The organism is Bacillus cereus ATCC 14579 (genome assembly GCF_000007825.1).
GTDB classification, from domain to species: domain Bacteria; phylum Bacillota; class Bacilli; order Bacillales; family Bacillaceae_G; genus Bacillus_A; species Bacillus_A cereus.
In genome coordinates this window covers 3,787,691-3,809,113 of sequence record NC_004722.1, presented here as the reverse complement: position 1 = coordinate 3,809,113, position 21,423 = coordinate 3,787,691, and the positions used below count along the sequence as shown (strand labels likewise).

Sequence of the window (21,423 nt, the reverse complement as noted above, 5' to 3'; positions counted from 1 at the left end):
TTTTTCGGGAAGAAAAGGAAAGGTGATATAAATGACAACACAAGTAGTAAACGTCATTGGCGCAGGTCTTGCAGGAAGTGAAGCAGCTTACCAAATTGCAAAACGTGGTGTCCAAGTTAGATTATATGAAATGAGACCGGTAAGGCAAACGCCAGCTCATCACACAGATAAATTCGCTGAATTAGTATGTAGTAACTCACTTCGTGCAAACACTTTAACAAATGCAGTTGGAGTTATTAAAGAGGAAATGCGCTTAATGGATTCTGTAATTATTCGTGCGGCGGATGAGTGCTCTGTACCAGCTGGAGGTGCTTTAGCTGTAGATCGTCATGAGTTCGCAGCTAAAGTAACAGAATACGTAAAGAACCATCCAAATGTAACTGTAATGAATGAAGAAATTACAGATATTCCAGAGGGACCGACAATTATTGCTACAGGTCCATTAACATCTCCTGATCTTTCTGCAAAATTGAAAGAATTAACAGGAGAAGATTATTTCTACTTCTATGATGCTGCAGCCCCAATCGTAGAAAAAGACAGCATTGACATGAATAAAGTGTATTTAAAATCGCGTTATGACAAAGGTGAAGCTGCATATTTAAATTGCCCAATGACAGAAGAAGAGTTTGATCGTTTTTATGAGGCTCTAATTGCTGCTGAGACAGTGCCTTTAAAAGAGTTTGAAAAAGAAATTTTCTTTGAAGGTTGTATGCCAGTAGAAGTTATGGCAAGTAGAGGGAGACAGACGTTAGTATTTGGACCTATGAAACCTGTTGGATTGGAAGATCCCAAAACAGGGAAAACGCCATATGCTGTTGTTCAGTTACGTCAAGATGATGCAGCGGGAACTTTATACAATATCGTAGGTTTCCAAACTCATTTAAAGTGGGGACCGCAAAAAGAAGTGCTACAGTTAATTCCGGGATTGGAAAATGCAGAGATTGTACGTTATGGTGTAATGCATCGTAATACGTTTATTAATTCACCTAATTTGCTTCGTCCAACATATCAATATAAACAACGTGATGATTTATTCTTCGCTGGTCAAATGACTGGAGTAGAGGGATATGTTGAATCAGCAGCATCAGGATTATTAGCAGGAATTAATGCTGCGCGTCTTGTGCAAGGTGAAGAGCCAGTTGTATTACCGCCAGTAACTGCGATGGGTAGCATGGCAAATTACATTACGGCAACGAACGCTAAAAACTTCCAGCCGATGAATGCAAACTTCGGTCTATTTGCACCGTTAGAGAAGAAGATTAAAAAGAAAGTAGAACGAAATGAAGCGTACGCAGCACGCGCTTTAGAAACGATTCGAAATTTTGTAAATATTTAGTTAAATTTCTTGCAAAGGCTACTAAGTTGTGATACGATTTAGTAGCCTTTATTGAGGTGAGTTGTGTGAATGTGAAGAAATTGTTACAATTATTCGTTGGATATTTACAAATTGAAAGAAATTATTCAAAATATACAATTGCAAGTTATCAAAATGATTTAGAACATTTTGTGCAATTTATGGAACGAGAAGGCATATCCTCTTTTTTAGACGTTACATACGCGGATGTTCGTTTGTACTTAACGACGTTGCACGATGAAAAGTTAGCCCGTAAATCTGTCGCAAGAAAAGTATCAAGCTTACGAAGTTTATATCGTTTTTTGATGCGTGAAGGTTATCGAAAGGATAATCCGTTTGCACTTGCGTCACTCCCCAAAAAAGAATTGTCAATCCCAAAGTTTTTATATGCTGAAGAGTTAGAGGAATTATTTGAAGTTTCTGACACGGAAACGCCATTAGGTCAAAGGAATCAAGCTTTATTAGAGTTGATGTATGCGACTGGGATCCGTGTGAGTGAATGTGTCAATTTACAACTTACCGATATTGACTTTGCGGTGGGAACAATTTTAGTAATGGGAAAAGGAAAAAAACAAAGGTATATTCCGTTCGGAAGCTATGCGCAAGATTCTTTAATTACTTATATAGAGAATGGGAGAAAACAGTTAGTTAATAAGACTGACGAAGATTCTCATATGGTATTTTTAAATGCGAAAGGTACACCGCTAACAAGTCGTGGGGTTCGTTATGTTTTAAATGAACTCATTAAAAAGGCTTCGCTGACAATGCGGATAAGTCCCCATATGTTAAGGCATACATTTGCTACACATATGCTAGATGAAGGGGCGGATTTACGTACTGTACAGGAGCTATTAGGCCATGAAAATTTGTCGACGACACAAATTTATACGCATGTCTCTAAAGAAAGATTGCGTTCTGTTTACATGAAGCATCACCCGCGGGCATAAATTGCTTTAAAAGCTATAAAAACAAATAAAGGAGTTTTTTCTATGGGAAATTTCCACGCTACAACGATATTTGCAGTTCATCATAATGGAGAATGTGCAATGGCTGGAGATGGCCAAGTGACAATGGGAAATGCTGTTGTAATGAAACATACAGCTCGTAAAGTTCGTAAACTTTTCCAAGGTAAAGTTTTAGCTGGTTTCGCAGGATCAGTTGCTGACGCATTTACTCTTTTTGAAATGTTTGAAGGGAAATTAGAAGAGTATAATGGCAACTTGCAGCGTGCTGCTGTTGAAATGGCAAAACAATGGCGTGGCGATAAAATGTTACGTCAGCTAGAAGCGATGCTCATTGTCATGGATAAAACAACTATGCTCCTTGTTTCAGGTACAGGAGAAGTGATTGAACCGGATGATGGTATTTTAGCAATTGGATCTGGTGGGAATTATGCACTTTCTGCAGGTCGTGCTTTAAAGCAATATGCAAGTGAACACTTAACAGCGAAGCAAATTGCGAAAGCGAGTTTAGAGATTGCTGGCGATATTTGTGTTTATACGAATCACAACATAATTGTTGAAGAATTGTAGAATCGTAAGGGAGGCATTTTATATGCATTTACATTTTACTCCGCGCCAAATTGTGGAAAAATTAGATCAATACATCATCGGTCAAAAAGACGCAAAGAAAGCGGTTGCTGTAGCGTTGAGAAATCGATATCGCCGCAGTAAATTAGCTGAAAATTTACGTGACGAAATTGCACCTAAAAATATTTTAATGATTGGACCGACAGGTGTTGGGAAAACAGAGGTAGCACGACGAATGGCGAAACTCGTTGGAGCACCTTTTATTAAGGTTGAGGCTACAAAATTCACAGAAGTTGGATATGTGGGTAGAGATGTAGAGTCGATGGTACGTGACTTGGTGGAAACATCGGTTCGTATCGTAAAAGAAGAAATGGTAGTGAAAGTTCAAGATAAAGCAGAAGAGCAAGCGAATCAACGTCTTGTTGAAATTTTAGTGCCGAGTCCGGAGAAGCAATCTGGATTCAAAAATCCATTAGAGATGCTTTTTGGAGGCGCTCAAAATTCGAATCAAACGTCTGATACACAAGAAGATGTTGAAATCGAAAAGAAACGTCAAGATGTGGAGAGAAAGCTTGCTGCAGGGCTTCTTGAAGAAGAAATTGTATCGATTGAAGTGACTGAACAACAGTCTTCTATGTTTGATATGTTACAAGGAACTGGCATGGAACAAATGGGAATGAATTTCCAAGATGCGCTAGGAAGTTTTATGCCGAAAAAAACGAAAAAACGTAAACTTTCTGTAAAAGAAGCAAGAAAACTCTTGTCAAATGAAGAGGCACAGCGCTTAATTGATATGGATGAAGTTACACAAGAGGCTGTTTATCGTGCTGAACAGCTCGGGATTATTTTTATCGATGAAATTGACAAAATTGCTGGTAAGCAGTCGAATAGCGTAGATGTATCACGTGAAGGTGTGCAACGTGACATTCTGCCAATTGTAGAAGGGTCGAATGTTGCGACAAAATACGGATCAGTAAAAACGGATTATATTTTATTCGTTGCAGCTGGAGCGTTCCATATGTCTAAACCGTCGGATTTAATTCCGGAATTGCAAGGGAGATTTCCGATTCGAGTAGAATTAACAAAATTATCGACAGACGATTTTGTTAAAATATTAATCGAGCCTGACAATGCGTTAATTAAACAATATATGGCATTATTAGCGACTGAAGGTATAGAAATTGAATTTTCAGACGAAGCTATTCGTAAGATTGCTGAGATTGCTTATCAAGTTAATCAGGATACAGATAATATTGGAGCAAGAAGACTTCATACGATTATGGAGAAGCTCCTTGAAGATTTATCGTTTGAAGCATCTGAAATTACGTTAGAGAAAATAACGATAACACCTCAATACGTTGAGGAGAAATTAGCAACAATTGCTAAAAATAAAGATGTGAGCCAGTTTATTTTGTAATAGTGTCATCAGGTGACTCGCCCTAGTTTCCAAGTGATGAAAAAATATGTGAGTAACATGTAGGAGGAACTTTTGAAATGGAATTATTAGCAAAAACGAGAAAATTAAATGCGTTATTACAGAGCGCAGCAGGGAAGCCTGTAAACTTTAGAGAAATGTCTGACACAATGTGTGAAGTAATCGAAGCAAACGTATTCGTAGTTAGCCGTCGTGGTAAATTACTAGGTTATGCAATTCACCAACAAATCGAAAACGAACGCATGAAGCAAATGCTTGCAGAACGTCAATTCCCAGAAGAATATACACAAAGCTTATTCAACATTACAGAAACATCTTCAAACTTAGATGTGAACAGTGCTTACACAGCATTCCCAGTAGAAAACAGAGAATTATTCGGTCAAGGTTTAACTACAATCGTACCAATCGTTGGTGGCGGTGAGCGTCTAGGTACATTAGTATTAGCTCGTCTTGGTCAAGAGTTCTTAGATGATGATTTAATCCTTGCTGAGTACAGCTCAACTGTTGTAGGTATGGAAATCTTACGTGAAAAAGCAGAAGAAATCGAAGAGGAAGCGCGTAGTAAAGCTGTTGTTCAAATGGCAATCAGCTCATTATCTTACAGTGAGTTAGAAGCAATTGAGCATATCTTCGAAGAATTAAATGGAACAGAAGGTTTACTTGTTGCAAGTAAAATTGCTGATCGCGTAGGAATTACTCGCTCTGTAATCGTAAATGCACTACGTAAATTAGAAAGTGCTGGTGTTATTGAGTCTCGCTCTTTAGGTATGAAAGGAACATACATTAAAGTGCTAAACGACAAGTTTCTACAAGAACTTGCTAAATTAAAAACAAACTAATTTATAAAAAACTCTCCTCAATTGAGGAGAGTTTTTTTGTGCAATGGATAGAAGATGCTTGTGAAAAGTGTCATAAGCGTGTTTTCTGGGAAAACTATTAATTGTATTTACTTTTTTGCTTAAAAGAAAAGAAGGTTGGTAATACTAGAATTCGAGTATGAACAAAGAAAGTTTTACATTGTTCGCATTTTCGACTTGATTGTAATATTTCAGTATGATATAGTAAGCAGTGGTGTCAGTACAAAGTACACACGTTTACTGATTTAAGTGTTGGTGCTACGTTTGTAGTTTCGCTTAGAGATGAAGTAAACGGAGGATATCAAAAACCATTTAGGAGGAACTATATTATGTCAGTAATTTCTATGAAGCAATTGCTTGAAGCTGGTGTTCATTTCGGACATCAAACTCGTCGTTGGAACCCAAAAATGAAGCGTTACATTTTCACAGAGCGTAACGGTATCTACATCATCGACTTACAAAAAACTGTGAAAAAAGTTGAGGAAGCTTACAGAACGATGCGCGACATCGCTGCTGAAGGCGGAGACATCTTATTCGTAGGTACTAAAAAACAAGCACAAGAAGCTATTAAAGAAGAAGCAACTCGTGCTGGTATGTACTTCGTTAACCAACGTTGGTTAGGTGGAACTTTAACAAACTTCCAAACAATCCAAAAGCGTATCAAGCGTCTTAAAGACATCGAAAGAATGCAAGAAGATGGTACTTTCGAAGTACTTCCTAAGAAAGAAGTTGTTCAACTTAAAAAAGAGTTAGAGCGTCTTGAGAAATTCTTAGGCGGTATTAAAGATATGAAAGGTCTTCCAAGTGCATTATTCGTAGTAGACCCTCGTAAAGAGCGTATTGCAGTTGCTGAAGCACGCAAATTACACATTCCAATCATCGGTATCGTTGATACAAACTGTGATCCAGACGAAATCGATCACGTTATCCCAGCAAACGATGATGCAATTCGTGCTGTAAAACTTCTTACATCTAAAATGGCAGACGCGATCCTTGAAGCAAAACAAGGTGAAGAAACTGTTACTGCGTAACAAAGTTGGAAAGGTGATAAGGGGTTCGGCCTTTTATCACCTTTTTTAAGGTATAAACACCTTTATAAAAGGTATAAATACATATTTTAGGAGGATGAAAAGTATGGCAATCACTGCTCAAATGGTAAAAGAATTACGTGAAAAAACTGGCGCAGGTATGATGGACTGCAAAAAAGCTTTAACAGAAACTAATGGCGACATGGAGAAGGCAATTGACTTCTTACGTGAAAAAGGTATTGCGAAAGCTGCTAAAAAAGCAGACCGCATTGCTGCTGAAGGTTTAACTTTCATCGAAACAAACGGTAACGACGCTTTAATCTTAGAATTAAACTCTGAAACTGATTTCGTTGCGAAAAACGAAGGTTTCCAAACACTAATTAAAGAATTAGCTGCTCACTTATTAACTAACAAACCAGCTAACGTTGAAGAAGCTATGGCTCAAACAATGGAAAACGGTAAAAAAGTTGAAGAGCACATCAACGAAGCAATCGCTAAAATTGGTGAAAAACTTACACTTCGTCGTTTCGAAATCGTATCAAAAACTGATGCAGATGCATTCGGCGCTTACCTACACATGGGTGGACGCATTGGTGTATTAACAGTTCTTGAAGGTTCTACTGATGAAGCTGCTGCTAAAGATGTTGCAATGCACATCGCTGCAGTTAACCCTAAATACATCGACCGCGATGCTGTAACAGCTGAAGAAGTTGAGCATGAGCGTCAAGTATTAACACAACAAGCATTAAACGAAGGCAAGCCTGAGAAAATCGTTGCGAAAATGGTTGAAGGCCGTCTAGGCAAATTCTTCGAAGAGATTTGCTTACTTGACCAAGCATTCGTTAAAAACCCTGATATGAAAGTTCGTCAGTTCGTTGAGTCTAAAGGCGGAACATTAAAAGGATTCGTTCGCTACGCTGTTGGTGAAGGTATCGAAAAACGCGAAGACAACTTTGCTGAAGAAGTAATGAACCAAGTAAAAGGTAGTAACTAATACAGATTAGGGAACACATTGTGTTCCCTTTTTTAAAATAAAGATGTAAGCAATTGGAGGTTCATTATGAGTAAACCGAAATATAATCGTGTCGTTTTAAAGCTAAGTGGAGAAGCTTTAGCTGGAGAGCAAGGATTTGGAATTAACCCAACTGTTATTAAGTCAGTTGCGGAACAAGTAAAAGAAATTGCAGAACTTGATGTAGAGGTTGCTGTTGTTGTTGGTGGCGGTAACATTTGGCGTGGAAAAATTGGAAGTGAAATGGGCATGGATCGTGCAGGGGCAGATTACATGGGCATGTTAGCGACAGTTATGAATTCATTAGCTCTTCAAGATAGCTTGGAGAATATCGGAATTCAAACTCGTGTACAAACTTCAATTGAGATGCGTCAAGTTGCAGAACCTTACATTCGTCGTAAAGCAGTTCGTCACTTAGAGAAAAAACGTGTTGTTATCTTTGCAGCAGGTACAGGTAACCCATACTTCTCTACAGATACAACAGCAGCATTACGTGCGGCAGAAATTGAAGCAGATGTAATTTTAATGGCGAAAAACAATGTAGATGGTGTATATAATGCGGATCCATCTATTGATCCAACAGCTACAAAATACGAAACGCTTACTTACTTAGATGTATTAAAAGAAGGTTTAGGTGTAATGGATTCTACAGCTTCTTCTCTATGTATGGATAATGATATTCCACTAATTGTATTCTCAGTTATGGAAAAAGGTAATATTAAACGTGCCGTTTTAGGCGAAAATATCGGAACAGTGGTAAGGGGGAAATAAATATGGGACAACAAGTATTGAAGTCTTCAAATGAAAAAATGGAAAAAGCAGTTGCTGCTTATTCTCGTGAATTAGCAACAGTTCGTGCTGGTCGTGCAAACGCGTCTGTATTAGATAAGGTACAAGTTGATTACTATGGTGCACCAACACCAGTTGTGCAATTAGCGAACATTACAGTTCCAGAAGCGCGTTTACTAGTAATTCAACCTTATGATAAAACTTCTATCGGTGATATTGAAAAAGCAATTTTAAAAGCAGATTTAGGCTTAAACCCTTCTAATGATGGAACTGTAATTCGTATTGCATTCCCTGCACTAACAGAAGAGCGTCGTCGTGATCTTGTAAAAGTTGTGAAAAAATATGCTGAAGAAGCAAAAGTTGCTGTTCGTAACGTACGTCGTGACGGAAATGATGATCTTAAGAAGCTTGAAAAAGCTGGCGAGATTACAGAAGATGATTTAAGAGGATATACTGAAGATATCCAAAAAGAAACAGATAAATATATTGCAAAAGTTGACGAAATCGCAAAAAACAAAGAAAAAGAAATCATGGAAGTGTAATAGCGATAACTTCGCAAATATGACCCTCTTCTTAAGGGGGTCTTTTTACACTTTTAGGCATACGTCTGCTTGCTGGAGGGTATGAATGATGTTTAAAAACTTTCCTTTTTTTAAAGGTAAAAAGGACACATCGTTTGATCATCTCGTTGAAGAAGTGAAAAAAGGATATATCCCAGAACATATTGCCATCATTATGGATGGGAATGGAAGATGGGCAAAGAGGAGAGCAATGCCTCGTATTGCGGGACATCATGAAGGTATGCAAGTTGTAAAGAAAATTACAAAATTTGCAAGTAAACTTAATGTGAAAGTGTTAACTCTCTATGCTTTTTCAACTGAGAACTGGAAAAGACCGAAAAAGGAAGTTGATTATTTAATGAAGCTTCCAGAAGAATTTCTAGGTACATTTTTACCAGAATTGATTGAAGAAAACGTACAAGTCCGAGTAATAGGGCAAAAAGATCGTCTTCCTACGCATACACGCAGAGCGATGGAGAAAGCCATGGAAGATACGAAAGAGAATACGGGATTAATTCTTAATTTCGCGTTAAACTATGGAAGTCGAGATGAAATCGTTTCTGCTGTGCAACATATGATGAAAGATAATGAGGAAGGAAAAATTCGTTCTGAAGAGGTAAGTGAAGAAATGCTTTCCTCCTACTTAATGACGAGTTCTTTACCTGATCCAGAGTTGTTAATCCGAACAAGCGGAGAGCTACGTATTAGTAATTTCATGTTATGGCAAATTGCATATTCGGAGTTTTGGTTTACAGACGTGTATTGGCCAGACTTCAAAGAAGAACATTTGCTAAATGCGATTACTGACTTTCAACATAGAGGGCGCAGATTCGGAGGCGTGTAGAAAGAGAGGGTTTGGTAGTGAAACAGAGAATTATTACTGGAGTGGTTGCTGCCGCGCTATTCATTCCCATCGTAATATACGGTGGCGTGCCTTTTACGGTTTTAGTGTATGCACTTGCTTCTATAGGTTTATATGAATTAATTCGTATGAATAAGCTTACGCTTATTTCAGTACCGACAGTTTTAGCTGCAGTATTATTGTGGATTCTTTTAATTCCAAGTAGTGCATCAGAACTGTTTACATGGATTGGATTAGGTAAATTGGAAATCACATTTGTGATTGTTTTATTACTTTTATCATATACAGTCCTTTCTAAGAATACATTTACTTTTGATAATGCTTCATTTTTACTGATGGCAACGACATATGTGGCAATGGGATTCTTATATTTAAATGAAACGAGAATATTAGGAATTAAATATGTATTTTGCGCATTATTTGTTATATGGGCTACTGATTCAGGCGCATATTTCGTAGGAAAAGCATTGGGCAAGAGAAAATTGTGGCCAGAAATTAGTCCGAATAAAACGATTGAAGGTTCATTAGGCGGTATCGTTTGTGGAATTATTGTGGCACTTGTTTACAACGTGTTCTTCCCAGTCGAATCGAATGTAGTAATTTTAATTGTGCTGACAATTATCATTTCTATTTTTGGACAAATTGGTGATTTAGTACAATCTGCTTTTAAACGTCATTATGGCGTAAAGGATTCAGGTACAATTTTACCTGGGCATGGTGGTATATTAGACCGAACAGATAGTTGGTTATTCGTTTTACCAATTCTCTACTTCTTATTACAATACAATTAATAAATGAACGAGGGGTTGGAGTCATGAAAAACATTAGTTTATTAGGTGCAAGCGGATCAATTGGTACACAAACTTTAGATGTATTACGCTCGCACCCAGACCAATTCCGTCTCGTTGCTTTTTCTGTAGGGAAAAATATTGACTACGCAGTAAAGGTAATTCAAGAATTTTCTCCGCAAATCGTCTCTGTGCAAAGAGAGGAAGATGTTTTAAAATTACAATCTGTTTCTGGTAATACAAAAATTGTATATGGTAGTGAAGGACTTTTAGAAGTAGCATTACATCCAGATGCGGAGATTGTAGTAAATGCTGTTGTAGGTAGCGTAGGGTTGTTACCAACACTTCGTGCAATTGAGGCGAAAAAAACAATTGGAATTGCAAATAAAGAAACGTTAGTAACTGCAGGACATCTTGTAATGGAAGCAGCACGAAAACATAATGTTTCGTTACTTCCAGTAGATAGTGAACATTCGGCTATTTTTCAGTGCTTGAATGGTGAAAATGAAAAAAGAATTTCTCGTCTTATTATAACGGCTTCTGGTGGAAGTTTCCGTGATAAAACGAGGGATGAATTGCATCATGTGACCGTAGAAGATGCGCTTCGACATCCAAACTGGTCAATGGGTTCGAAAATTACAATTGATTCTGCTACAATGATGAATAAGGGACTAGAAGTAATTGAAGCACATTGGCTTTTTGGTATCCCTTATGAGCAAATCGATGTTGTTTTACATAAAGAAAGTATTATCCATTCTATGGTTGAATTTGAAGATCGTAGTGTAATGGCGCAGCTTGGTTCACCTGATATGCGAGTACCAATTCAATACGCACTTACATATCCTGATAGATTGCCTCTTTCAGACACAAAACAGTTAAACTTATGGGAAATAGGGACGTTGCATTTTGAGAAAATGGACCAAGAACGATTCCGTTGTTTACGTTTTGCGTATGAAGCTGGAAAAGCAGGTGGAAGTATGCCAGCTGTAATGAACGCAGCGAATGAAGTAGCGGTTGAAGCCTTTTTACAAAAGAGAATTGGTTTCTTAACAGTGGAAGATCTCATTGAAAAAGCAATGAACCATCACAATGTCATTGCACGACCGAGCTTAGAGGAAATTTTGGAAATTGATGCGGCCACAAGACGGTTTGTGATGGAACAAATTTAGCAAAGGTGGTTATGGAATTGAATACAGCGATTGCCTTTATATTAATTTTCGGTGCACTCGTATTTTTCCATGAGCTAGGGCATCTATATTTCGCAAAAAGAGCAGGTATTTTATGCCGCGAGTTTGCGATTGGTTTTGGTCCGAAATATTCTCATTTGAAAAGAATGAAACGGTGTATACGATTCGATTACTGCCCCTTGGTGGCTATGTAAGAATGGCCGGCGAGGATGCGGACACAGTTGAGTTAAAGCCTGGGAAAAAGGTTGGCCTTGTATTAAATGAAAAAGACGAAGTTGTAAAATTAGTTTTTGATGGATATGAAAAGTATCCAAATGTTCGTGTTATTGAAGTCGAACAAGCTGATTTGGAGCATAATTTAACAATTTCGGGCTATGAAGAGTACGAGGAAGAGCTTCAAACATTCCGAGTGAATGAAAAGGCTCGTATTATTACTGCGGGGGAAGAAATTCAAATTGCTGCGTATAATAGACAATTTGGCTCGAAAAAACTAGGGCAACGCGCTTTAACAATCTTTGTGGGTGCTGCAATGAACTTCATTTTAGCATTTGTTATTTTTGTGATTCTTGGATTTGTACAAGGGGTTCCTGTTGACAAACCAATGGTTGGAAAAGTGATGGATAACAGTGCAGCACAGCAAGCTGGATTGAAAGAGAATGATACAATTCAAGCTATTGATGGGAAAAACACAAGTACATGGAAAGATGTTGTTACTATTGTACGTGAAAACCCAAATAAAGAAATTACGTTACAAGTAAAGCGTGATAATGAACAGTTTAATGTGAAAGTAACGCCAACACTCGATAAAGAAGGAAAAGACGAAGTTGGTAGAATCGGTGTGTATTCTCCTGTAGAGAAAACAGTAATGGGTTCTATTAAATCAGGATTTGAACAAACGTACCAATGGACGAAACTAATTTTTGAATCTCTTGTTAAATTAGTAACTGGTCAATTTTCTATTAATGAGTTATCAGGTCCAGTAGGAATTTATAATCTAACAGATCAAGTTGTAGATTATGGGTTTACGCGTGTACTAAGTTTAGCTGCAGTTCTAAGCATTAATCTTGGTTTATTTAATTTATTACCAGTTCCTGCTTTAGATGGTGGCCGTTTATTCTTCTTCTTAATTGAAGCGTTACGAGGGAAACCAATTGATCGCCAAAAAGAAGGAATGGTTCACTTTATTGGTTTTGCATTATTAATGTTACTTATGTTAGTTGTAACTTGGAATGACATTCGTAAGTTTTTCTTGTAAAATAAAGTGAAACTTATAATGAAATAGAGCTCGTAGAATAAAATCCCTCACCTAACTCGAGGTGAGGGGTTTTACTGCGTGTAAGAGTAAAATGAAGAGGTGCAAATAAATGAAACAAAGTATGGTATTCAGTCCTACATTACGTGAAGTTCCAGCTGATGCTGAAATTAAGAGTCATCAGCTATTACTTCGTGCAGGTTTTATGCGTCAAAATGCTTCTGGTATTTATAGCTTTCTACCATTTGGATTAAAAGTATTACACAAAGTAGAACGTATCGTTCGAGAAGAAATGGAGCGCGCAGGAGCTGTAGAATTATTAATGCCAGCTATGCAAGCTGCGGAATTATGGCAAGAATCAGGTCGTTGGTATTCTTACGGATCTGAATTAATGCGTATGAAAGATCGTAATGCTCGTGAATTCGCATTAGGAGCGACACATGAGGAAGTAATTACGGATCTTGTGCGTGATGAAGTGAAATCATATAAAAAATTACCGTTAACATTATACCAAATTCAAACAAAATTCCGTGATGAGCAAAGACCTCGTTTCGGCTTATTACGTGGAAGAGAGTTTCTAATGAAAGATGCATACTCTTTCCATGCTACACAAGAGAGCTTAGATGAAGTATACGATCGTTTATATAAAGCATACTCTAACATTTTTGCTCGCTGTGGCTTGAATTTCCGTGCAGTTATTGCTGATTCTGGAGCAATGGGCGGAAAAGATACACATGAATTTATGGTATTATCTGATGTTGGTGAAGATACAATTGCATACTCTGACACATCTGATTATGCAGCAAACATCGAAATGGCTCCTGTTGTAGCTACGTATACGAAGAGTGACGAAGCAGAAAAAGCACTTGAAAAAGTAGCAACACCAGACCAAAAAGCAATTGAAGAAGTATCTGCATTCTTAAACATCGAAGCTGACAAGTGCATTAAGTCTATGGTGTTTAAAGTAGATGAGAAATTAGTAGTGGTACTTGTTCGTGGTGATCACGAAGTAAACGATGTGAAAGTGAAAAATGTATACGGCGCTTCAGTTGTTGAGCTTGCTTCTCATGAAGAAGTAAAAGCATTATTAAATTGGGAAGTTGGTTCATTAGGACCGATTAATGTAACAGGTGATATCGAAATTATTGCTGATCATGCTGTAGCATCAATTGTTAACGGATGTTCAGGAGCGAATGAAGAAGGATTCCATTATGTAAATGTAAATCCAGAACGTGACTTTAAAGTAAGTCAATATACAGATTTACGCTTCATCCAAGAAGGAGACCAATCTCCAGATGGAAACGGAACAATTCTTTTTGCACGCGGAATTGAAGTTGGTCATGTATTCAAATTAGGAACTCGTTATAGTGAAGCAATGAACGCAACATTCCTGGATGAAAACGGAAAAACACAACCACTTATTATGGGTTGTTACGGTATCGGGGTATCTCGTACAGTGGCAGCAATTGCAGAGCAGTTTAACGATGAGAACGGCTTAGTTTGGCCAAAAGCTGTAGCACCGTTCCATGTGCATGTAATTCCAGTAAATATGAAATCGGATGCACAACGTGAAATGGGTGAAAATATCTACAACTCATTACAAGAACAAGGCTATGAAGTGTTATTAGACGATCGTGCAGAACGTGCAGGTGTTAAATTTGCAGATGCAGATTTATTCGGTCTTCCAGTTCGTGTTACAGTTGGTAAAAAAGCAGACGAAGGTATTGTAGAAGTGAAAGTACGTGCTACAGGTGAGTCTGAAGAAGTAAAAGTAGAAGAACTTCAAACATATATTGCAAATATTTTAAAATAAGAAGAGGTACCTCGTAATGGGGTACCTTCTCTTTCTTTGTAAACGTATTTTGTAAAAGAAGAGGTGAGAAATCTTTCTTTGTGGTACGTTTCAATTTATAATAGCAAATGGAAGGAGAGTGCTTATGTCTTTAACAAATGAACAACAAGAGCGATTTCAAATTTTGCTCCAGCAGTTGCAAATACCAGACGACCTTATAAATCAATATTTACAAGGCGGTGGTATTGAAAGGCTCGTTATTGATAAAGCGAATAAAAGTTGGCATTTTGATTTACAAGTGCCACGTATTTTGCCTACAGAATTATATGAATTGCTAGAAACAAAGCTTAAGCAATCATTTTCTCATATTGCAAGAACAACATTTGCATTAGAAACAGAGAATAAACAATTTACAGAAGAAGAAGTGAGGGCGTATTGGCCGCTTTGTACGGAACGAATTACATTTTCACCTATGTTCGCATACTTAAAGAAGCAGCTTCCACAGGTGAATGGAGTGAAGTTGCTAATAAATGTGAATAACGAGTTGGAGTCTACTGCTTTAAAGAAAAACGTTGCGAAACCAGTAGGGGATCAATACGAAGTTTTTGGATTCCCGCGTTTTCAGTTAGACACACATATACAGCAAAATACAGAAGAAATGCAAAAGTTTCGTGAACAAACGCAGCAAGAAGACCGCGAGCGTGTTATACAAGCTATGGAAGAAATGGCGAAGAAGCAAGCTGAAGAAAGCAGCGTTGTGTATGAAGGACCGATTACACTCGGGTATCTTATTAAGCCAGATGAAGAGATTACACCGATGCGAGAAATTCAAGATGAAGAAAGAAGAAAAACGGTTCAAGGATATGTCTTCCATGTAGAAACAAAAGAGCTTCGTAGTGGACGTACGTTATTAACTTTAAAAATAACGGATTATACGGATTCTATTATGATCAAAATGTTCTCGCGTGACAAAGAAGATATTCCAATGCTGCAATCCTTGAAAAAAGGAATGTGGGTGAAAGCGCGTGGTTCTGTTCAAAACGATACATTCGTTCGAGATTTAGTAATGATTGCAAATGATATTAATGAAATAACAGGACCGTCTCGTAAAGATAAAGCACCAGAAGGCGAAAAACGAGTAGAGCTGCATCTCCATACTCCGATGAGTCAAATGGACGCTGTCACTCCAGTTTCTAAGCTTGTTGCTCAAGCTGGTAAATGGGGACATGAGGCTATTGCGGTTACAGACCATGCCGTGGCTCAGTCTTTCCCAGAGGCGTATTCTGCGGGGAAGAAGGCTGGAGTTAAAGTTATATATGGTGTAGAAGCAAATTTAGTTAATGATGGTGTACCGATAGCATATAACGAAGCGCATCGTTTACTTGCAGAGGAAACGTATGTTGTTTTCGACGTTGAGACGACAGGTTTATCAGCTGTATACGATACAGTTATTGAGTTGGCTGCTGTAAAAGTAAAGGGTGGCGAAATTATTGACCGCTTTGAATCTTTTGCAAATCCGCATCAACCATTATCGGCGACGATCATTGAATTAACAGGTATTACAGATGATATGTTAACTGATGCACCTGAAGTGGACGAAGTGTTTAAAAAGTTTGAGGAATGGATGGGCGACCATACACTTGTTGCCCATAACGCGAGCTTTGATATGGGCTTTATTAACGTAGGTTTTAAAAAGGCTGGACTAGAAAAAACGAATAACCCCGTTATTGATACGTTAGAACTTGCACGATTCTTATTCCCAGAAATGAAAAATCATCGATTAAATACGATGTGTAAAAAACTTGATATTGAATTAACACAACATCACCGTGCAATTTATGATACAGAAGCGACGGGATATTTACTTGTGAAAATGTTGAAAGACGTAATTGAAAAGGGATTTGAATATCACGATCAATTAAATGATAGCATGGGACAAGGGGATGCGTATAAGCGTGGCCGTCCAAGTCATATGACGTTACTTGCCACATCAGATGTTGGATTGAAAAATTTATATAAACTTGTTTCATATTCTCACCTTAATTACTTTTACCGTGTACCACGTGTGCCGAGGTCACTATTAAAAAAATACCGTGAAGGAATTTTAGTAGGAACGGCTTGTGATAAAGGTGAAGTTTTCGAGGCAATGATGCAAAAGGCACCTGAAGAGGTAGAAGAAATTGCCCAGTTCTATGATTACATTGAAGTAATGCCTCCAGAGGTGTTGCGTCATTTAGTAGAACGTGAACTTGTTCGAGACGAAGGTCAATTAAAAACAATTATTTCTAACTTAGTAAAACTAGGTGAGACGTTAGATAAACCAGTTGTTGCTACAGGAAACGTGCATTATTTAGACCCTGAGGATGCAATGTATCGTAAAATTTTAGTCAGTTCGCAGGGCGGAGCCAATCCGTTAAATCGACATTCATTACCGCCAGTACATTTCCGTACAACTGATGAAATGTTAGAATGTTTTTCATTCTTAGGTGAAGATAAAGCGAAAGAAGTTGTTGTAACAAATACACAAAAGATTGCGTCATTAATTGGTGATGTGCATCCAGTAAAAGACGATTTATACACACCGAAAATTGAAGGTGCTGATGATGAAACGCGTGATATGAGTTATAAAATGGCGCGTAGCATTTATGGTGAAGAGCTACCGGAAATTGTAGAAGCACGTTTAGAAAAAGAATTAAAAAGTATTATTGGGCATGGATTCGCCGTAATTTATTTAATTTCACATAAGCTTGTGAAAAAATCGTTAGTAGACGGATATCTAGTAGGTTCGCGTGGATCGGTAGGATCATCATTTGTTGCAACGATGATGGAAATTACAGAAGTAAACCCATTACCACCACACTATGTATGTCCGAAGTGTAAGCAATCAGAATTCTTTAATGATGGTTCTGTAGGCTCTGGTTTTGACTTACCAGATAAAGAATGTCCTGCTTGTAATATTCCATATGTAAAAGATGGACATGACATTCCGTTCGAAACATTCCTTGGATTTAAAGGAGATAAGGTACCCGATATCGATTTGAACTTCTCCGGGGAATACCAACCACGTGCCCATAACTATACGAAAGTACTGTTCGGTGAAGACTATGTATATCGTGCAGGAACGATTGGTACAGTTGCGGAAAAAACTGCTTACGGATATGTAAAAGGTTATGCAAATGATCATAACTTAACGATTCGAAATGCAGAGATTGATCGCTTAGTAGCAGGGTGTACCGGTGTAAAACGTACAACAGGACAGCATCCAGGCGGTATTATCGTTGTGCCAGATTACATGGATATCTTTGATTTCTCACCAATACAGTATCCAGCTGATTCAATTGGTGCTGAATGGAGAACAACGCATTTTGATTTCCACTCGATTCATGATAATTTATTGAAACTTGATATACTAGGACACGATGATCCGACCGTTATTCGTATGTTACAAGATTTAAGTGGTATTGATCCGAAAACAATCCCAACGGATGATCCAGAAGTAATGAAAATTTTCTCTGGTCCAGAATCGTTAGGGGTAACGGAAGAACAAATTAACTGTAAAACAGGTACACTTGGTATACCAGAGTTTGGTACAAAATTCGTAAGACAGATGTTAGAAGAGACAAAACCGACGACATTCTCAGAGTTAGTCCAAATTTCTGGACTATCACATGGTACCGACGTATGGCTTGGTAATGCAAACGAGTTAATTTATAACGGTACATGTACGCTGAGCGAAGTTATCGGTTGTCGTGATGACATCATGGTATATTTAATCTATCAAGGTCTAGATCCATCATTAGCCTTCAAAATCATGGAGTCGGTTCGTAAAGGTAAAGGTGTACCGGAAGAATGGGAAGAAGACATGAAAAATAATAATGTGCCAGGTTGGTATATTGATTCATGTAAGAAGATTAAATACATGTTCCCTAAAGCCCATGCGGCTGCTTACGTACTTATGGCTGTACGTATCGCATACTTTAAAGTACATTTTGCACTGTTATTCTATGCCGCATATTTTACAGTTCGTGCAGATGATTTTGATGTAGAGGCAATGGCGAAAGGTTCAGCATCTATACGTGCAAGAATTGATGAAATTGCTCAAAAGGGACTCGATGCTGCGCCGAAAGAGAAGAGTTTATTAACGGTACTAGAAATGACACTTGAAATGTGTGAGCGTGGATACTCATTCCAAAAGGTGGATTTATACCGCTCACATGCAACAGAATTTATTATTGATGGAGATACATTAATCCCTCCATTTAATGCAGTACCTGGTCTTGGCACAAACGCAGCTTTAAGTATTGTAGAAGCACGTAAAAATGGAGACTTCTTATCAAAAGAAGACTTGCAACAGCGAAGTAAGGTTTCGAAAACAATTATTGAGTATTTAGATAGCCAAGGTTGTTTAGGAGACTTACCAGATCAAAACCAGTTATCACTGTTCTAGTAGGTAGGAAAAGTCTTTGCAAATCAACATTTCCTATGATATACTATTAACCGAGATAACCATGTCATGTATATTGTGTAAAGAAAAGAGTGGGGAAACCCACTCTTTCGTGTTACTATCTATGTTTTATCTACGTAGATAGGTAAAAGATTTCTGTCGTATATACATATTTTGTTACAAGTTTTACTTCTTAAATTTGGTAATACTAAGACAGATAATCCCTGCTGAACAGCAGGGGCTTTTGTTAGCTAACGAGAAAGAATAAGATAGACCGTTTTTAAATTGGCGGGGTCTTCTTCTTTTAAATGGTACATGACGGCAGGAAGGAGGCTGTTTATGGATAAGAAAGTCACAGAAGTTGTAGAAGCATTTGCGCAGCCGATCGTTGAAGAGTTAAATCTTGAACTTGTAGATGTAGAGTATGTGAAAGAAGGACAAGACTGGTTCTTACGCGTATTCATCGATTCTGAAAAGGGAGTCGACATTGAAGAATGCGGTGCGGTAAGTGAACGTTTAAGCGAAGCTTTAGATAAAGAGGACCCAATTCCTCATCTTTACTTTTTGGATGTATCATCTCCTGGAGCGGAACGCCCATTAAAGAAAGAAAAAGACTTCCAGCAAGCGGTAGGAAAACAAGTGGCAATTAAAACATATGAGCCGATTGATGGTGAAAAGATGTTTGAAGGAAAACTGCTTTCTTACGATGGTACAACAATAACATTATTATTAACAATTAAAACACGTAAAAAAGAAATCCAAATTTCGATGGATAAAGTCGCAAATGCGCGACTTGCTGTTACGTTTTAGTTAGAAGGGGGATCTTCATGAGCACTGAGTTATTAGATGCTTTGCTCGTATTAGAATCTGAAAAAGGCATTAGCAAAGACATTATTATTGATGCGATTGAAGCAGCTTTAATCTCTGCTTATAAGCGCAATTTTAATCAAGCACAAAACGTTCGTGTGAGCTTTAACCCAGAAGTGGGAACAATTCAAGTTTTAGCACGTAAAGACGTAGTAGACAATGTGTTTGATCCACGTCTTGAAATTTCTGTAGAGGAAGCAAGACAAATTAATCCAAACTACCAAGATGGTGACGTACTAGAAATTGAAGTAACACCAAAAGACTTTGGTCGTATTGCAGCACAAACTGCAAAACAAGTTGTAACACAACGAGTGCGTGAAGCAGAGCGCGGTGTTATTTACTCTGAGTTTAGTGATCGTGAAGAAGATATTATGGTAGGTATTGTACAACGTCAAGATGCTCGTTTCATCTATGTAAGCTTAGGAAAAGTAGAAGCTTTATTACCTGTAAGTGAGCAAATGCCTAATGAGCAATACAAACCACATGATCGTATTCGCGTATTCATTACGAAAGTAGAAAAAACGACAAAAGGACCACAAATTTACGTATCACGTACACATCCTGGTCTTTTAAAACGTTTATTCGAAATGGAAGTTCCTGAAATCTATGATGGAACTGTAGAAATTCGTTCTGTAGCACGTGAAGCTGGCGATCGCTCTAAGATCTCTGTATATGCAGAGAACACTGATGTTGATCCAGTTGGTTCTTGTGTAGGACCAAAAGGGCAACGTGTACAACGCATTGTAGACGAATTAAAAGGTGAAAAAATTGCCATCGTTCGCTGGTCAAATGATCCAGTTGAATATGTTGCAAATGCATTAAGCCCATCACAAGTTGTTAAAGTACTTGTAGATGAAGAAGAAAAAGCGACAACAGTAGTTGTTCCAGACCACCAGCTATCATTAGCTATCGGTAAGCGTGGACAAAATGCACGTCTTGCAGCTAAATTAACAGGCTGGAAAATTGACATTAAGAGTGAGTCTGATGCGAAACAACTTGGTATTGTAACAGAAGAAGATAGCGTAATCGCATTTGGATTCGATTCAGTGGAAGACGAAATCGAATAGAGGTGATGAGTATGAGCAATCGAAAAGTTCCGTTACGAAAATGTGTTGCAACGCAAGAAATGAAATCAAAACGAGAGCTCGTTCGCATTGTTCGTTCCAAAGAGGGAGAAGTGTCCATTGATTTAACTGGGAAAAAATCAGGACGAGGTGCTTACTTGTCGAAGGACAAGGAGAGCATTCTTCAAGCTCAAAAGAAAAATGTTTTGGAACATCATCTAAAAGCGAAAATCGACGGTTCTTTATATGAAGAGCTTCTTGAGCTTGTTGAGAAGGAGTCGAAATAAGTGTCCGATTGGAAATCGTTTTTAGGACTAGCAAACCGGGCTCGGAAAATTATTTCGGGTGAAGAACTCGTTTTAAAAGAAGTACGAAGTGGCAAAGCAAAACTTGTATTGCTATCTGAAGATGCGTCAGTAAATACTACAAAACGCATCACAGATAAAACTACGTACTACAACGTACCAATGAGAAAGGTCGAAAATCGACAACAATTAGGGCATGCGATTGGGAGAGATGAGCGAGTCGTTGTAGCTGTGTTAGATGAAGGCTTTGCGAAAAAGCTGCGTAGCATGCTCGATACAAATTACCGGGGGTGAAGGT

At 38.0% G+C, this 21,423-nt stretch carries 18 protein-coding genes and 1 pseudogene; all 19 read left to right on the top strand.

Annotation, left to right across the window (positions count from 1 at the left end):
• The first annotated feature begins 31 nt into the window (after positions 1-31).
• The 19 genes and pseudogenes from trmFO to BC_RS19005 all read left to right on the top strand — a co-directional run bounded on the left by trmFO (position 32) and on the right by BC_RS19005 (position 21,419).
• A complete protein-coding gene (trmFO, locus tag BC_RS19095) occupies positions 32-1,336 on the top strand; it encodes an FADH(2)-oxidizing methylenetetrahydrofolate--tRNA-(uracil(54)-C(5))-methyltransferase TrmFO (protein WP_000213003.1) in 1,305 nt (434 codons plus the stop codon).
• Between the two features lie 65 nt (positions 1,337-1,401).
• The gene (gene xerC, locus BC_RS19090) at positions 1,402-2,301 is read left to right on the top strand and encodes a tyrosine recombinase XerC (protein ID WP_001101243.1); all 900 of its coding nucleotides are present in this window, start codon (positions 1,402-1,404) and stop codon (positions 2,299-2,301) included.
• 42 nt (positions 2,302-2,343) lie between these two features.
• The gene (gene hslV / locus BC_RS19085; RefSeq protein ID WP_000526272.1) at positions 2,344-2,886 is read left to right on the top strand and encodes an ATP-dependent protease proteolytic subunit HslV; all 543 of its coding nucleotides are present in this window, start codon (positions 2,344-2,346) and stop codon (positions 2,884-2,886) included.
• A gap of 22 nt (positions 2,887-2,908) precedes the next feature.
• On the top strand, positions 2,909-4,300 hold the full coding sequence (gene hslU / locus BC_RS19080; protein WP_000550077.1) for an ATP-dependent protease ATPase subunit HslU: 1,392 nt from the start codon (positions 2,909-2,911) through the stop codon (positions 4,298-4,300).
• 77 nt (positions 4,301-4,377) lie between these two features.
• Positions 4,378-5,157, top strand: a complete 780-nt coding sequence (gene codY / locus BC_RS19075; RefSeq protein WP_000421290.1) for a GTP-sensing pleiotropic transcriptional regulator CodY — start codon at positions 4,378-4,380, stop codon at positions 5,155-5,157.
• Positions 5,158-5,504: 347 nt separating this feature from the next.
• Positions 5,505-6,206, top strand: a complete 702-nt coding sequence (gene rpsB / locus BC_RS19070; protein ID WP_000111485.1) for a 30S ribosomal protein S2 — start codon at positions 5,505-5,507, stop codon at positions 6,204-6,206.
• Positions 6,207-6,309: 103 nt separating this feature from the next.
• Complete coding sequence (tsf, locus tag BC_RS19065; RefSeq protein WP_001018578.1) at positions 6,310-7,197, top strand: translation elongation factor Ts; 888 nt, start codon at positions 6,310-6,312, stop codon at positions 7,195-7,197.
• Between the two features lie 66 nt (positions 7,198-7,263).
• On the top strand, positions 7,264-7,986 hold the full coding sequence (pyrH, locus tag BC_RS19060) for a UMP kinase (protein ID WP_000042668.1): 723 nt from the start codon (positions 7,264-7,266) through the stop codon (positions 7,984-7,986).
• A gap of 2 nt (positions 7,987-7,988) precedes the next feature.
• Positions 7,989-8,546, top strand: coding sequence for a ribosome recycling factor (gene frr, locus BC_RS19055; protein WP_000531501.1), 558 nt, complete (start codon positions 7,989-7,991; stop codon positions 8,544-8,546).
• 85 nt (positions 8,547-8,631) lie between these two features.
• On the top strand, positions 8,632-9,408 hold the full coding sequence (gene uppS / locus BC_RS19050; RefSeq protein ID WP_000971296.1) for an isoprenyl transferase: 777 nt from the start codon (positions 8,632-8,634) through the stop codon (positions 9,406-9,408).
• Positions 9,409-9,425: 17 nt separating this feature from the next.
• Entirely contained in the window at positions 9,426-10,217 is a 792-nt protein-coding gene (cdsA, locus tag BC_RS19045; protein ID WP_000813592.1) for a phosphatidate cytidylyltransferase, read from the top strand.
• Between the two features lie 23 nt (positions 10,218-10,240).
• Complete coding sequence (gene dxr / locus BC_RS19040) at positions 10,241-11,383, top strand: 1-deoxy-D-xylulose-5-phosphate reductoisomerase (RefSeq protein ID WP_000790373.1); 1,143 nt, start codon at positions 10,241-10,243, stop codon at positions 11,381-11,383.
• A gap of 11 nt (positions 11,384-11,394) precedes the next feature.
• A pseudogene (gene rseP, locus BC_RS19035) lies at positions 11,395-12,656 on the top strand (RIP metalloprotease RseP).
• Positions 12,657-12,765: 109 nt separating this feature from the next.
• The gene (locus BC_RS19030; protein ID WP_000814303.1) at positions 12,766-14,466 is read left to right on the top strand and encodes a proline--tRNA ligase; all 1,701 of its coding nucleotides are present in this window, start codon (positions 12,766-12,768) and stop codon (positions 14,464-14,466) included.
• Positions 14,467-14,590: 124 nt separating this feature from the next.
• Positions 14,591-18,892, top strand: a complete 4,302-nt coding sequence (locus tag BC_RS19025; protein WP_000060005.1) for a PolC-type DNA polymerase III — start codon at positions 14,591-14,593, stop codon at positions 18,890-18,892.
• Between the two features lie 336 nt (positions 18,893-19,228).
• Complete coding sequence (gene rimP / locus BC_RS19020) at positions 19,229-19,699, top strand: ribosome maturation factor RimP (RefSeq protein WP_000359096.1); 471 nt, start codon at positions 19,229-19,231, stop codon at positions 19,697-19,699.
• 17 nt (positions 19,700-19,716) lie between these two features.
• Positions 19,717-20,823, top strand: coding sequence for a transcription termination factor NusA (nusA, locus tag BC_RS19015; RefSeq protein WP_000102602.1), 1,107 nt, complete (start codon positions 19,717-19,719; stop codon positions 20,821-20,823).
• 11 nt (positions 20,824-20,834) lie between these two features.
• Entirely contained in the window at positions 20,835-21,107 is a 273-nt protein-coding gene (gene rnpM / locus BC_RS19010; protein ID WP_000071127.1) for an RNase P modulator RnpM, read from the top strand.
• Positions 21,108-21,419 (top strand): YlxQ family RNA-binding protein, encoded by a 312-nt coding sequence (locus BC_RS19005; protein ID WP_001286523.1) that lies wholly within the window; start codon positions 21,108-21,110, stop codon positions 21,417-21,419.
• The last annotated feature ends 4 nt before the right edge of the window (positions 21,420-21,423 follow it).

What these genes read in the sequence shown, in the direction of transcription:
- tsf (WP_001018578.1), top strand. Translation starts at nt 6,310, where the DNA reads ATGGCAATCACTGCTCAAATGGTAAAAGAATTACGTGAAAAAACTGGC.
- hslU (WP_000550077.1), top strand. Translation starts at nt 2,909, where the DNA reads ATGCATTTACATTTTACTCCGCGCCAAATTGTGGAAAAATTAGATCAA.
- hslV (WP_000526272.1), top strand. Translation starts at nt 2,344, where the DNA reads ATGGGAAATTTCCACGCTACAACGATATTTGCAGTTCATCATAATGGA.
- trmFO (WP_000213003.1), top strand. Translation starts at nt 32, where the DNA reads ATGACAACACAAGTAGTAAACGTCATTGGCGCAGGTCTTGCAGGAAGT.
- BC_RS19030 (WP_000814303.1), top strand. Translation starts at nt 12,766, where the DNA reads ATGAAACAAAGTATGGTATTCAGTCCTACATTACGTGAAGTTCCAGCT.
- BC_RS19025 (WP_000060005.1), top strand. Translation starts at nt 14,591, where the DNA reads ATGTCTTTAACAAATGAACAACAAGAGCGATTTCAAATTTTGCTCCAG.
- dxr (WP_000790373.1), top strand. Translation starts at nt 10,241, where the DNA reads ATGAAAAACATTAGTTTATTAGGTGCAAGCGGATCAATTGGTACACAA.
- uppS (WP_000971296.1), top strand. Translation starts at nt 8,632, where the DNA reads ATGATGTTTAAAAACTTTCCTTTTTTTAAAGGTAAAAAGGACACATCG.
- rimP (WP_000359096.1), top strand. Translation starts at nt 19,229, where the DNA reads ATGGATAAGAAAGTCACAGAAGTTGTAGAAGCATTTGCGCAGCCGATC.
- rpsB (WP_000111485.1), top strand. Translation starts at nt 5,505, where the DNA reads ATGTCAGTAATTTCTATGAAGCAATTGCTTGAAGCTGGTGTTCATTTC.
- pyrH (WP_000042668.1), top strand. Translation starts at nt 7,264, where the DNA reads ATGAGTAAACCGAAATATAATCGTGTCGTTTTAAAGCTAAGTGGAGAA.
- frr (WP_000531501.1), top strand. Translation starts at nt 7,989, where the DNA reads ATGGGACAACAAGTATTGAAGTCTTCAAATGAAAAAATGGAAAAAGCA.
- nusA (WP_000102602.1), top strand. Translation starts at nt 19,717, where the DNA reads ATGAGCACTGAGTTATTAGATGCTTTGCTCGTATTAGAATCTGAAAAA.
- rnpM (WP_000071127.1), top strand. Translation starts at nt 20,835, where the DNA reads ATGAGCAATCGAAAAGTTCCGTTACGAAAATGTGTTGCAACGCAAGAA.
- codY (WP_000421290.1), top strand. Translation starts at nt 4,378, where the DNA reads ATGGAATTATTAGCAAAAACGAGAAAATTAAATGCGTTATTACAGAGC.